At 63.0% G+C, this 13,197-nt stretch carries 9 protein-coding genes, 1 tRNA gene and 1 pseudogene; all 11 read left to right on the top strand.

The genetic code is table 11. The annotated features are described in order from the left end of the window. A pseudogene (locus tag M2282_RS29770) lies at positions 1–91 on the top strand (elongation factor Tu); the annotation flags it as partial. Positions 92–112: 21 nt separating this feature from the next. Then, positions 113–188, top strand: a tRNA-Trp gene (locus M2282_RS29765). A 136-nt stretch (positions 189–324) separates the two neighbouring features. Next, on the top strand, positions 325–708 hold the full coding sequence (secE, locus tag M2282_RS29760; RefSeq protein WP_007831049.1) for a preprotein translocase subunit SecE: 384 nt from the start codon (positions 325–327) through the stop codon (positions 706–708). Beyond that, the gene (gene nusG, locus M2282_RS29755) at positions 709–1,320 is read left to right on the top strand and encodes a transcription termination/antitermination protein NusG (protein WP_280812370.1); all 612 of its coding nucleotides are present in this window, start codon (positions 709–711) and stop codon (positions 1,318–1,320) included. A 135-nt stretch (positions 1,321–1,455) separates the two neighbouring features. After that, positions 1,456–1,887: a 50S ribosomal protein L11 gene (rplK, locus tag M2282_RS29750; protein ID WP_013539105.1), complete on the top strand. Its 432-nt coding sequence runs from the start codon at positions 1,456–1,458 to the stop codon at positions 1,885–1,887. Next, positions 1,888–2,586: a 50S ribosomal protein L1 gene (rplA, locus tag M2282_RS29745; protein ID WP_280812369.1), complete on the top strand. Its 699-nt coding sequence runs from the start codon at positions 1,888–1,890 to the stop codon at positions 2,584–2,586. It abuts the gene before it with no gap. A gap of 248 nt (positions 2,587–2,834) precedes the next feature. After that, the gene (gene rplJ, locus M2282_RS29740; RefSeq protein WP_013539107.1) at positions 2,835–3,371 is read left to right on the top strand and encodes a 50S ribosomal protein L10; all 537 of its coding nucleotides are present in this window, start codon (positions 2,835–2,837) and stop codon (positions 3,369–3,371) included. Positions 3,372–3,414: 43 nt separating this feature from the next. Then, the gene (gene rplL / locus M2282_RS29735; RefSeq protein ID WP_013539108.1) at positions 3,415–3,792 is read left to right on the top strand and encodes a 50S ribosomal protein L7/L12; all 378 of its coding nucleotides are present in this window, start codon (positions 3,415–3,417) and stop codon (positions 3,790–3,792) included. Positions 3,793–4,042: 250 nt separating this feature from the next. Continuing rightward, positions 4,043–8,167 carry a DNA-directed RNA polymerase subunit beta gene (gene rpoB, locus M2282_RS29730; protein ID WP_280812368.1) on the top strand — a complete coding sequence of 1,375 codons (4,125 nt, stop codon included), beginning with the start codon at positions 4,043–4,045 and terminating at the stop codon, positions 8,165–8,167. Between the two features lie 21 nt (positions 8,168–8,188). Next, positions 8,189–12,418: a DNA-directed RNA polymerase subunit beta' gene (rpoC, locus tag M2282_RS29725; protein ID WP_280812367.1), complete on the top strand. Its 4,230-nt coding sequence runs from the start codon at positions 8,189–8,191 to the stop codon at positions 12,416–12,418. A 99-nt stretch (positions 12,419–12,517) separates the two neighbouring features. Continuing rightward, entirely contained in the window at positions 12,518–13,129 is a 612-nt protein-coding gene (locus tag M2282_RS29720; protein WP_280812366.1) for a lema family protein, read from the top strand. Positions 13,130–13,197: the final 68 nt, after the last annotated feature.

The following is a 13,197-nucleotide window of genomic DNA, read 5'->3' as shown; positions in this document are numbered from 1 at the left end:
GATCGCGATGGAAGAAGGCCTGCGCTTCGCCATCCGTGAAGGCGGCCGTACCGTGGGTTCGGGCGTCGTGGCAAAGATCCTCGACATCTAAGCCGAGCGAAAAGAGTACCGGAGGGGTATAGCTCAATTGGCAGAGCGTCGGTCTCCAAAACCGAAGGTTGTAGGTTCGATTCCTACTGCCCCTGCCACCTAGGTGGCGCCTCCGAAAAAAGCCCGTCGCGTCCCGACGGGAGGCAGAAAAAGCCCATCGTGACCCGATGGGCTTCGGCGTCTCAAGAGACGCATTGAATTGAAGGTCGAAAGACCACAGGAAACCAGCCAAACATGGCCACTTCTCAAATCGAAACCGTGAGCACGGGCGCCGACAAGGCCAAATTGGCCGCGGCTGTGGTGCTGGCAGTGGGCGCCATCGTGGCGTTCTATCTGCTGTCGCGCCAAGGCTCGCTGGTGCAATGGGCTGCGCTGCTGGTCGGCCTGGCCGCGGCCGTGGGTGCCTTCGGCAGCTCGGAGAATGGCCGTCAGTTGTGGGCCTTTGGCCGTGACTCGTGGCGCGAGGTCAAGAAGGTCGTCTGGCCGACCCGCAAGGAAGCGATGCAGATGACGGCTTACGTGTTTGCCTTCGTGGCAATCATGTCCGTCTTCCTCTGGCTCACCGACAAGACGCTCGAATGGGTGTTTTTCGACCTCATTCTGGGCTGGAGAAAATAAATGACCGACGACGCAGTTGAAACCACGCCGAGCATTCCGGAAGAGGAAAACACCTCGGTCCTGGCTCCCGCCGCCAACCCTGATCTGCGTTGGTACGTGGTGCATGCCTATTCGGGCATGGAGAAGGCTGTCGAGCGCAACATCCTCGAGCGCATCAACCGCGCCGGCATGCAGGACAAGTTCGGCCGCATCCTGGTCCCGACCGAAGAAGTGGTCGAGATCAAGAACGGCCAGAAGCGCACCACCGAGCGCCGCTTCTTCCCGGGCTACGTGCTGGTCGAAATGATCATGGACGACGAGAGCTGGCACCTGGTGAAGCACACCAACAAGGTGACGGGTTTCGTGGGCGGCGCCAAGAACCGTCCGGCCCCGATCTCGCAGAAAGAGGTCGAGGACATCGTCAGCCAGATGCAGCAGGGCACCGAGAAGCCGCGCCACAAGGTCGAGTTCACCGTGGGCGAATTCGTGCGCGTCAAGGAAGGCCCGTTCACCGACTTCAATGGCACGGTGGAAGACGTCAACTACGAGAAGAGCAAGGTCAGCGTGTCGGTCATGATTTTCGGCCGCTCCACGCCCGTCGAGCTCGAATTCAGCCAGGTCGAGAAGACCTGAGCCTCGGGCCGCAAGGCCTGAACCATTTCCGGCTGCGCGCTATCCGACTCGGTGCGCGGCCTAGAGCAGAAGAGTCGTCCAACCCCGGGGAGCTGCGGCGAAGGCCAAGGCGATATCACCCGCAAGGAGCAAAAAATGGCGAAAAAAATCGTCGGCTTCGTCAAGCTGCAAGTGCCAGCTGGCAAGGCCAACCCATCACCACCGATCGGTCCCGCACTGGGCCAGCGTGGTTTGAACATCATGGAGTTCTGCAAGGCGTTCAATGCGCAGACGCAGAGCTACGAGCCGGGTCTGGCGCTGCCGGTGGTCATCACCGCGTTCGCCGACAAGAGCTTCACCTTCATCATCAAGTCGCCGCCCGCCGGCGTGCTGATCAAGAAGGCGATCAAGCTGGACAAGGGTTCGGCTCGCCCGCACCTCGACAAGGTCGGCAAGATCACGCGCGCTCAGCTCGAAGAAATCGCCAAGACCAAGATGAAGGACCTGACCGCTGCCGACATGGACGCCGCGGTTCGCACCATCGCCGGTACTGCCCGCTCGATGGGCGTGAATGTGGAGGGCGTGTAAATGTCCAAGATCACCAAGAAGCAAAAAGCGCTCGAAGGCAAGGTCGACAGCAACAAGCTGTACCCGCTTGTTGACGCGATCGTCATCGTCAAGGATGCCGCCACCGCCAAGTTCGACGAATCGATCGACGTGGCCGTGCAACTGGGCATCGACGCGAAGAAGTCGGATCAGGTCGTTCGTGGCGCCGTCGTGCTGCCCAACGGTACCGGCAAGACCAAGCGCGTGGCTGTGTTCGCCCAGGGCGCCAAGGCTGAAGAAGCCAAGGCCGCCGGCGCCGACATCGTCGGCATGGACGACCTCGCTGCGATGGTCAAGGCTGGCGACATGCCTTTCGACGTCGTGATCGCTGCCCCCGATGCCATGCGCGTCGTCGGTACGCTCGGCCAGATCCTCGGCCCGCGCGGCCTGATGCCCAACCCCAAGGTTGGCACCGTGACCCCGGACGTTGCCACGGCCGTGAAGAACGCCAAGGCTGGCCAGGTCCAGTTCCGCGTCGACAAGGCTGGCATCGTGCACGGCACGATCGGCCGTCGCTCGTTCGACAACGACAAGCTGCAGGGCAACCTCGCCGCGCTGATCGACGCTCTGGTCAAGGCCAAGCCGGCGACCAGCAAGGGCGTGTACCTGCGCAAGGTGGCTGTGTCGTCGACCATGGGTCTGGGTGTCCGCGTGGACACGCAAACCATCTCGGCGAGCTGAAGAGATTTGCCCGGCTCCGAAAGGAGCGGGGCGAATGTGGTGGGTCGCGACAGCTTCGGTTGCCGCGAGCCATCCAAGACCGCTGGTGTGCAGGGCGCTGCACTTAATTGCCGGATCGATCCTTCCGGTATCCAGCGCAGATGGCGATCCCGCTGCAAGGAATTTGATTTTTGTTCCGAAACAGTTGGTCGCTGCATGAAAGCGCGATCCTAGGCCCCGGCCGAAGGTCGCATTAAAAGGAGTAGACCTTGAGTCTGAATCGCAGTGAGAAAGAAGCGGTCATCAGTGATGTGACCAGCCTCGCCGCTAAAGCTCAAACGCTCGTGATGGCGGAATACCGTGGCATCACGGTTGCCGATATGACCAAACTGCGCAGCGAAGCTCGCAGCAAGGGTGTGACCCTCAGCGTGTTGAAGAACACGCTGGCACGCCGTGCTGTCGCTGGTAGCGCATTCGAAGTCGTCGGCGACCAGATGACCGGTCCGCTGATCTACGGCTTTTCCGAAGACGCAGTGGCCGCCGCCAAGGTGGTGGCCGACTTCGCGAAGACCAACGACAAGTTGGTGATTCGCGGTGGTGCGTTTGGCGGCAAGGCCCTGGACGTCAACGGCGTGAAGCAACTGGCCAGCATCCCTTCCAAGGAAGTGCTGCTGTCCCAATTGCTGGGCTTGATGCAATCCCCCGTTTCCCGCACGGCACGCGTTCTCGCGGCGCTGGCTGCGAAGCGTGGCGAAGGCGAAGCTGCACCCGTCGCCGAAGCACCGGCAGAAGCGCAGGCTGCTTAAGCCTTGCGTTTGAAGTATTCAACCCAATTGTTAGGAAACAAAAATGGCATTCGATAAAGACGCATTTCTGACCGCGCTCGACAGCATGACGGTCCTGGAACTCAACGACCTGGTGAAAGCCATCGAAGAGAAGTTCGGCGTGAGCGCCGCAGCAATGGCCGCTCCGGCCGGCGCTGGTGGTGGCGCCGCTGCTGCTGCAGTGGAAGAACAGACCGAATTCAATGTCGTGCTGGCCGATGTCGGCGCGAACAAGGTGTCGGTCATCAAGGCAGTGCGCGAAATCACCGGCCTGGGCCTCAAGGAAGCCAAGGACCTGGTGGAAGCCGCTCCCAAGGCTGTCAAGGAAGCCCTGTCCAAGGCTGACGCTGAAGCCGCCAAGAAGAAGCTGGAAGAAGCTGGCGCCAAGGTGGAACTGAAGTAATTCAGTCCCCCTAGAGGGCTGGAGGTGCCTGAAAAGGCCCTCCAGCCTTTGCCGCTTTCAGAGCGCACCCGAAAGACGCCATCCCGATGTGTTTTTCGAGTGTCTTCTGACCCCGACTGCAGAAGACCCCTTGGTTCGGGCGATGTGCAACGCATCGCCGTCCGCCAACGGCTGGTAGTGGCCAGCCGCCAAGCAGTAGTGCCCAGGCACTGCTGACAAGTCGCTGAAGATCTCAAGCTCCGGAGCTCTCATGGCCCAATCGTCCGCGTACAGTTACACCGAACGCAAGCGCATCCGAAAAAGTTTCGGTAACCGCGACAGCGTCGTCGAAATCCCCTACCTGCTGCAGATGCAGAAAGACGCGTACACCGCGTTCCTGCAAGCCGGCATCGCCCCCAAACAACGCACCGTCGAAGGCCTGCAGGCCGCGTTCGACGCCGCCTTCCCGATCGTCTCGCACAACGGTTTTGTCGAGATGAAGTTCCTCGAGTACAACCTCGCGAAGCCGGCTTTCGACGTGCGTGAATGCCAGACCCGTGGTCTGACCTTCGCCTCGGCCGTGCGCGCCAAGGTCCAGCTCATCATCTATGACCGCGAGTCGTCGACGTCGCAGTCCAAGGTGGTCAAGGAAGTGAAGGAACAAGAGGTCTACATGGGCGAAGTGCCGCTCATGACCGAAAAGGGTTCGTTCATCATCAACGGCACCGAACGCGTGATCGTGTCCCAACTGCACCGCTCGCCCGGCGTGTTCTTCGAACACGACAAGGGCAAGACGCACAGCTCGGGCAAGCTCCTGTTCTCGGCCCGCGTGATTCCTTACCGCGGTTCGTGGCTCGACTTCGAATTCGACCCGAAGGACATGCTGTACTTCCGCGTGGACCGTCGCCGCAAGATGCCGGTCACGATCCTGCTGAAGGCCATCGGCCTGAACCCGGAATCGATCCTCGCGAACTTCTTCGTGAACGACAACTTCCGCCTGATGGACAGCGGCGCGCAGATGGAGTTCGTCTCCGAGCGCCTGCGTGGCGAAGTCGCGCGCTTCGACATCACCGACAAGTCGGGCAAGGTCGTGGTCGCCAAGGACAAGCGCGTCACCGCGCGCCACACGCGTGAACTCGAACAGTCGAACACCACGCACATCAGCGTGCCGGAAGACTTCCTGGTCGGCCGCGTCATCGCCCGCAACATCGTGGACGCCGATTCGGGTGAAATCCTGGCCAAGGCCAACGACGAACTGACCGAAGCGCTGCTCAAGAAGCTGCGCACGGCCGGCGTGCAGGACATCCAGGTCATCTACACGAACGAACTGGACCAGGGCGCGTACATCTCGCAAACCCTGCGCATCGACGAAACCGTCGACGAGTTCGCAGCCCGCGTGGCCATCTACCGCATGATGCGCCCCGGCGAGCCGCCGACGGAAGACGCGGTGCAGGCCCTGTTCCAGCGCCTGTTCTACAACCCGGACACGTACGACCTGTCGCGCGTGGGCCGCATGAAGTTCAACGCCAAGGTCGGCCGCGACGAATCCACCGGCCCGATGGTGCTGACCAACGAAGACATCTTGGCCGTGGTCAAGATCCTCGTGGACCTGCGCAACGGCAACGGCGAAGTCGACGACATCGACCACCTGGGCAACCGCCGCGTACGTTGCGTCGGCGAACTGGCCGAGAACCAGTACCGCACCGGCCTGGCACGTATCGAGAAGGCCGTGAAGGAACGTCTGGGTCAAGCGGAGCAAGAGCCTCTGATGCCGCACGACCTGATCAACAGCAAGCCCATCTCGGCCGCGCTGAAGGAATTCTTCGGTGCCTCGCAGCTGTCGCAGTTCATGGACCAGACGAACCCGCTGTCCGAAATCACCCACAAGCGCCGCGTGTCGGCCCTTGGCCCGGGTGGTCTGACGCGCGAACGTGCAGGCTTCGAAGTGCGCGACGTGCACGTGACCCATTACGGCCGCGTGTGCCCGATCGAAACGCCCGAAGGCCCGAACATCGGCCTGATCAACTCGCTGGCCCTGTACGCCCGCCTGAACGAGTACGGCTTCATCGAGACGCCGTACCGCCGCGTGGCCGACAGCAAGGTCACCAACGAGATCGACTACCTCTCGGCCATCGAGGAAGGCAAGTACGTCATTGCCCAGGCCAATGCGACCCTGGACAAGGACGGCAAGCTGACCGGTGACCTCGTCTCGGCGCGTGAAGCCGGCGAATCGATCCTGGTCGGTGCCGAACGCGTCCAGTACATGGACGTGTCGCCCGCGCAGATCGTGTCGGTGGCTGCCTCGCTCGTGCCGTTCCTGGAGCACGACGATGCGAACCGCGCGCTGATGGGCGCCAACATGCAGCGTCAGGCCGTGCCCGTGCTGCGTCCCGAAAAGCCGATGGTCGGTACCGGTATCGAGCGCGTCTCCGCGGTCGACTCGGGCACCGTGGTCACGGCCACCCGCGGCGGTATCGTCGACTACGTCGATGCAACGCGCGTTGTGGTGCGCGTGAACGATGCCGAAGCGGCTGCCGGTGAAGTCGGTGTGGACATCTACAACCTGATCAAGTATCAGCGTTCGAACCAGAACACCAACATCCACCAGCGTCCGATCGTCAAGCGCGGCGACAAGATCGCCAAGGGCGACGTGATCGCCGACGGCGCATCGACCGACCTGGGTGAACTGGCCCTCGGCCAGAACATGCTGATCGCGTTCATGCCCTGGAACGGCTACAACTTCGAAGACTCGATCCTGATCTCCGAACGCGTCGTCGCCGAAGACCGCTACACCTCGATCCACATCGAGGAACTGGTGGTGATGGCTCGCGACACGAAGCTGGGCGCCGAGGAAATCACGCGCGACATCCCGAACCTGGCCGAGCAGCAACTCAACCGCCTCGACGAATCCGGCATCATTTATGTCGGCGCCGAAGTGCAGCCGGGCGACACGCTGGTCGGCAAGGTCACGCCGAAGGGCGAGACCACGCTGACGCCTGAAGAGAAGCTGCTTCGCGCCATCTTCGGCGAGAAGGCTTCCGACGTGAAGGACACCTCGCTGCGCGTGGACCAGGGCTCGCAAGGCACCGTGATCGACGTGCAGGTGTTCACCCGCGAAGGCATCACGCGCGACAAGCGCGCGCAACAGATCATCGACGATGAACTCAAGCGCTTCCGCCTCGACCTGAACGACCAGCTGCGCATCGTCGAAGCCGACGCGTTCGACCGTATCGAGAAGCTGCTGACCGGCAAGGTCGCCAACGGCGGCCCGAACAAGCTGGCCAAGGGCACCAAGCTCGACAAGGCCTACCTGGCGTCGGTCGAGAAGTTCCACTGGTTCGACATCCGCCCGGCGGAAGACGAAGTGGCAACGCAACTCGAGTCGATCAAGAACTCGCTCGAGCAAACGCGCCACAGCTTCGACCTCGCGTTCGAAGAGAAGCGCAAGAAGCTCACGCAGGGCGACGAGCTGCCTGCGGGCGTGCTCAAGATGGTCAAGGTCTACCTGGCCGTCAAGCGCCGCCTGCAACCCGGCGACAAGATGGCCGGCCGCCACGGCAACAAGGGTGTGGTGTCCAAGATCGTTCCGGTCGAAGACATGCCCCACATGGCCGACGGCACGCCGTGCGACATCTGCCTGAACCCGCTGGGCGTGCCCTCGCGGATGAACGTGGGCCAGGTGCTCGAAGTGCATCTGGGCTGGGCCGGCAAGGGCATCGGCCAGCGCATCGGCGACCTGCTGCAGCAAGAGGCCAAGGTGGCCGAAGTGCGCAAGTTCATGGAGCAGCTGTACAACGGCTCGGGCCGTCCGGAAGACCTCGCCCAGTTGAGCGACACCGACGTGCTCGCCATGGCAGCCAACCTGCAAAGCGGCGCGACGTTTGCCACGCCGGTGTTCGACGGCGCCTCGGAAGAAGAAATCCGCGGCATGCTGAAGCTCGCCTACCCGGACGACATCGCCAAGCTCAAGGGCCTGACCGATACGCGCACGCAGGCGTACCTGTACGACGGCCGCACCGGCGACCAGTTCGAGCGTCCCGTCACTGTCGGCTACATGCACTTCTTGAAGCTGCATCACCTGGTCGACGACAAGATGCACGCCCGTTCGACCGGCCCGTACTCGCTCGTCACGCAGCAACCGCTGGGCGGCAAGGCGCAGTTCGGCGGCCAGCGTTTCGGGGAAATGGAAGTGTGGGCGCTGGAAGCCTACGGCGCCGCCTACGTCCTGCAGGAAATGCTGACCGTGAAGTCCGACGACGTGCAAGGCCGTACCAAGGTGTACGAAAGCATCGTCAAGGGCGAGCACTCGATCGAAGCCGGCATGCCGGAATCGTTCAACGTGCTGGTCAAGGAAATTCGTTCGCTGGGGCTCGACATCGAGCTCGAGCGTTCTTAATTTGAAAAGGGAAAGAGTCTTATGAAATCGCTACTCGACCTGTTCAAGCAATTCACGCCCGATGAGCATTTCGATGCCATCAAGATCGGCATGGCTTCGCCCGAGAAGATCCGCTCGTGGTCTTTCGGTGAAGTGAAGAAGCCAGAGACGATCAACTACCGCACGTTCAAGCCCGAGCGCGACGGTCTCTTCTGCGCCAAGATCTTCGGCCCCATCAAGGACTACGAGTGCCTGTGCGGCAAGTACAAGCGCCTGAAGCACCGCGGCGTGATCTGCGAGAAGTGCGGCGTTGAAGTCACGCAGACCAAGGTGCGTCGCGAGCGCATGGGTCACATCGACCTGGCCGCGCCCTGCGCCCACATCTGGTTCCTGAAGTCGCTGCCTTCGCGCCTGGGCCTCGTGCTCGACATGACGCTGCGCGACATCGAACGCGTGCTGTACTTCGAAGCCTATGTGATCACCGACCCCGGCATGACCCCGCTGAAGAAGTTCGGCATCATGTCCGAGGACGACTACGACGCCAAGCGCAAGGAATTCGGTGACGAATTCGTCGCCAAGATGGGCGCCGAAGGCATCAAGGACCTGCTGGAAGGCATCGAGCTCGACAGCGAGATCGAACGCCTGCGTGGCGACCTGACCGGCTCCGAAGTCAAGGTCAAGAAGAACTCCAAGCGCCTGAAGGTGCTGGAAGCCTTCCGCAAGTCGGGCATCAAGCCCCAGTGGATGGTGCTGGACGTGCTGCCCGTGCTGCCGCCGGACCTGCGTCCGCTGGTGCCGCTGGACGGCGGCCGCTTTGCGACCTCCGACCTGAACGACCTGTACCGCCGCGTCATCAACCGCAATTCGCGTCTGCGCCGCCTCCTGGAGCTGAAGGCTCCGGAAATCATCGCGCGCAACGAAAAGCGGATGCTGCAAGAGGCTGTCGACTCGCTGCTGGACAACGGTCGTCGCGGCAAGGCCATGACGGGCGCCAACAAGCGCGCGCTCAAGTCGCTGGCCGACATGATCAAGGGCAAGAGCGGTCGTTTCCGCCAGAACTTGCTGGGCAAGCGCGTGGACTACTCGGGCCGTTCGGTCATCGTGGTGGGCCCGACGCTCAAGCTGCACCAGTGCGGCCTGCCCAAGCTGATGGCGCTCGAACTGTTCAAGCCCTTCATCTTCTCGCGCCTCGAAGCCATGGGCATCGCGACGACGATCAAGGCTGCCAAGAAGGAAGTCGAATCGGGCACGCCGGTGGTCTGGGACATCCTGGAAGAAGTGATCAAGGAACACCCGGTCATGCTGAACCGTGCGCCCACGCTGCACCGTTTGGGCATCCAGGCGTTCGAGCCGATCCTGATCGAAGGCAAGGCGATCCAGCTGCATCCGCTCGTTTGCGCGGCCTTCAACGCCGACTTCGACGGCGACCAGATGGCTGTTCACGTGCCGCTGTCGGTGGAAGCGCAGATGGAAGCCCGCACGCTGATGCTGGCCTCCAACAACGTGCTGTTCCCGGCTTCGGGCGAACCGTCGATCGTTCCTTCGCAAGACGTGGTGCTGGGTCTGTACTACACGACCCGCGACCGCATCAACGGCAAGGGCGAGGGCCTGATCTTCTCCGACATCGGTGAAGTGCAGCGCGCGCTGGACGCCAACGAAGTCGAGCTCACCGCCAAGGTGGCAGTGCGCATCACGGAATACACCAAGGACAAGGAAACCGGCGTCTTCACGCCGTCGACCTCGCTCGTGGACACCACCGTGGGCCGTGCGCTGCTGTCCGAGATCCTGCCCAAGGGCCTGCCGTTCTCGAACATCAACAAGGCGCTGAAGAAGAAGGAAATCTCCAAGCTCATCAACGTCTCGTTCCGCAAGTGCGGCCTGAAAGAGACCGTCGTGTTCGCCGACAAGCTGCTGCAGAACGGCTTCCGCCTGGCGACCAAGGCCGGTATCTCGATCGCGATCGACGACATGCTGGTGCCCGCCGAGAAGCACGGCATCATCGAGCGCTCCGCCAAGGAAGTGAAGGAGATCGAACAGCAGTACGTCTCCGGTCTCGTGACCTCCGGCGAGCGCTACAACAAGGTGGTGGACATCTGGGGCAAGGCCGGCGACGAAGTGTCGAAGGTCATGATGGCCAAGCTCTCCAAGGAGCGCGTCATCGATCGCCACGGCAAGGAAGTCGAGCAGGAGTCGTTCAACTCCATCTACATGATGGCCGACTCCGGCGCCCGCGGTTCCGCAGCGCAGATTCGCCAGGTGGCCGGCATGCGGGGCCTGATGGCCAAGCCGGACGGCTCGATCATCGAGACGCCCATCACCGCGAACTTCCGCGAAGGCCTGAACGTGCTGGAGTACTTCATCTCCACCCACGGTGCCCGTAAGGGTCTGGCCGACACGGCGTTGAAGACGGCGAACTCGGGTTACCTGACCCGTCGTCTGGTCGACGTGACGCAAGACCTGGTCGTGACCGAGCAGGACTGCGGTACGCACGGCGGTTACCTGATGCGCGCCATCGTCGAAGGCGGTGAAGTGATCGAGTCGCTGCGCGACCGAATCCTCGGCCGCTCGGCTGCGGACGACGTGCTGCACCCGGAAAACCGTTCGGTGCTGCTTAAGGCCGGCGAGATGTTCGACGAAGACAACATCGAAGTCCTGGAAGCCCAGGGCGTCGACGAAGTCAAGGTCCGCACCGCGCTGACCTGCGAAACCCGCTTCGGCATCTGCGCGACCTGCTACGGCCGCGACCTGGGCCGCGGCGGCCTGATCAACATCGGCGAAGCCGTCGGTGTGATCGCGGCGCAGTCGATCGGCGAACCCGGCACGCAGCTGACGATGCGTACCTTCCACATCGGCGGTGCCGCTTCGCGTGCGGCCATCGCTTCGAGCGTGGAAGCCAAGTCGAACGGCTCGATCGGCTTCAACGCCACGATGCGCTACGTGACCAACAGCAAGAACGAGCTGGTGGTGATTGCACGTTCGGGCGAGATCGTCATCCATGACGAACACGGCCGCGAGCGCGAACGCCACAAGGTGCCGTACGGCGCGATCCTGGCCGTCAAGGCCGACCAGCAGATCAAGGCCGGCCACGTGCTTGCCAACTGGGATCCGCTGACGCGCCCGATCATCACGGAATTCGCCGGCAAGACGCAGTTCGAGAACGTCGAGGAAGGCCTCACGGTTGCCAAGCAGGTGGACGAAGTGACCGGCCTGTCGACCCTGGTCGTGATCGACCCGAAGCGCCGCGGCGCCGCCAAGGTCGTTCGCCCGCAGGTGAAGCTCATCGACGCCTCCGGCGCCGAAGTGAAGATCCCGGGCACCGACCACTCGGTGACGATCGGCTTCCCGATCGGCTCGCTGGTCCAGATCCGCGACGGCCAGGACGTGGGCCCCGGCGAAGTGCTGGCCCGTATCCCGGTCGAAGGCCAGAAGACGCGAGACATCACCGGCGGTCTGCCGCGTGTGGCCGAGCTGTTCGAAGCCCGTTCGCCGAAGGACAAGGGCATGCTGGCCGAAATGACCGGTACCGTGTCGTTCGGTAAAGAGACCAAGGGCAAGATTCGCCTGCAGATCACCGATCCCGAAGGCGGCGTCTACGAAGACCTCGTGCCCAAGGAAAAGAACATCCTGGTGCACGAAGGCCAGGTGGTGAACAAGGGCGAGTCCGTGGTCGACGGTCCGGCGGATCCGCAGGACATCCTGCGCCTGCTGGGTTCGGAAGAGCTCGCGCGCTACATCGTGGACGAAGTGCAGGACGTGTACCGCTTGCAGGGTGTGAAGATCAACGACAAGCACATCGAGGTGATCGTTCGCCAGATGCTGCGCCGCGTGGTGGTCGACAACATCGGCGAGACGAACTACATCTCCGGCGAACAGGTCGAACGCAGCGAAATGCTCAACACCAACGACGCCCTGCGCGCCGAAGGCAAGATCCCCGCGACGTTCACGAACCTGCTGCTGGGTATCACGAAGGCATCGCTGTCCACCGACTCGTTCATCTCGGCCGCTTCCTTCCAGGAAACGACGCGCGTGCTGACCGAAGCCGCGATCATGGGCAAGCGCGACGAGCTGCGCGGCCTGAAGGAAAACGTCATCGTCGGCCGCCTGATTCCCGCGGGCACCGGCATGGCGTACCACCAGGCACGCAGGGCCAAGGACGCGATGGACGACGCCGAGCGCCGCGCCATCGCCGAATCCGAAGCCGCCGAACTGGCGGGTTCCTCGAGCGATGCGACGAGCACGGCCGACGCCAGCGAAGGCGCCGCAACCGAATAAGCGGCTAGCATCACCGGCCATGACCGGTACCCCACGCCCCTCGACCCCCCAAGGTTGGGGGGCGTTTTTCTTTGTGCTTCCCATGAGGTTTCGTCCCCGATGAGTGTGTTGCCCGAATCGCTGGTCAGCTGGATCGTCATTGCGGTGCTGCTGTTCTGGTTTGTCGGTGCCTACAACCGGCTGGTGCGCCTGCGTGCGGCCGTTCTGCAGGCCTATGCGACGCTCGATGCCGCGCTGGGCAAGCAGCTCGATTTCGTCCAGGCCAGCATCAGCGCCGCGCCGCAGGCGGAGCCTCCTTCGCAGGAGATGCTGTCGTCGATCGCGCCGCTGCAGGCGGCCACCACCCAACTGGCCACTTTGCTGGGCGCGACCCGGCTGCATCCGCTCGACGCCGGCGGCATGGCCGCGCTGGGCACCGCGCTGCAGGTGCTGCTCTCTGCGTGGCAGCGCCAGCACCCGGATGCGGTGACGGTCTTCGATGCGGACGGGACGCTCTCGCGGCCGGCGCCGGCCCAGGCCGGCGCCAACGCCGTCGCGGCGCCGCCGAATGCGGCCGAGCCGATCGCCTGGCCCGAGCCCTCGGCGGCGGCGGAAATCGCGCGCAGCCAGTTCAACCTGGCGGTGGGGCACTACAACGACGCGATCGTCCAGTTCCCGGCGCTGCTGGTGGCATGGGCCGTGCGTCTGCGCCCGGCCGCACCCTTGCGCTGAATGAAAAGGCGCCTTCCTTCTTTGTATTGCACGGCGTAGTGCCTTTGGCCCGCCCGTTACCATCCGCC

Origin of the sequence: Variovorax boronicumulans, assembly GCF_029892485.1 — a bacterium.
GTDB lineage: Bacteria > Pseudomonadota > Gammaproteobacteria > Burkholderiales > Burkholderiaceae_C > Variovorax > Variovorax boronicumulans_B.
The sequence above is the reverse complement of the archived record's forward strand: the minus strand, read 5'-3'. Positions and strand labels throughout refer to the sequence as shown.

Bases quoted from the DNA above. Each gene is read 5' to 3' on its own strand.
- secE (WP_007831049.1), top strand. From the start codon at position 325: ATGGCCACTTCTCAAATCGAAACCGTGAGCACGGGCGCCGACAAGGCC.
- nusG (WP_280812370.1), top strand. From the start codon at position 709: ATGACCGACGACGCAGTTGAAACCACGCCGAGCATTCCGGAAGAGGAA.
- rplK (WP_013539105.1), top strand. From the start codon at position 1,456: ATGGCGAAAAAAATCGTCGGCTTCGTCAAGCTGCAAGTGCCAGCTGGC.
- rplA (WP_280812369.1), top strand. From the start codon at position 1,888: ATGTCCAAGATCACCAAGAAGCAAAAAGCGCTCGAAGGCAAGGTCGAC.
- rplL (WP_013539108.1), top strand. From the start codon at position 3,415: ATGGCATTCGATAAAGACGCATTTCTGACCGCGCTCGACAGCATGACG.
- rpoB (WP_280812368.1), top strand. From the start codon at position 4,043: ATGGCCCAATCGTCCGCGTACAGTTACACCGAACGCAAGCGCATCCGA.
- rpoC (WP_280812367.1), top strand. From the start codon at position 8,189: ATGAAATCGCTACTCGACCTGTTCAAGCAATTCACGCCCGATGAGCAT.
- M2282_RS29720 (WP_280812366.1), top strand. From the start codon at position 12,518: ATGAGTGTGTTGCCCGAATCGCTGGTCAGCTGGATCGTCATTGCGGTG.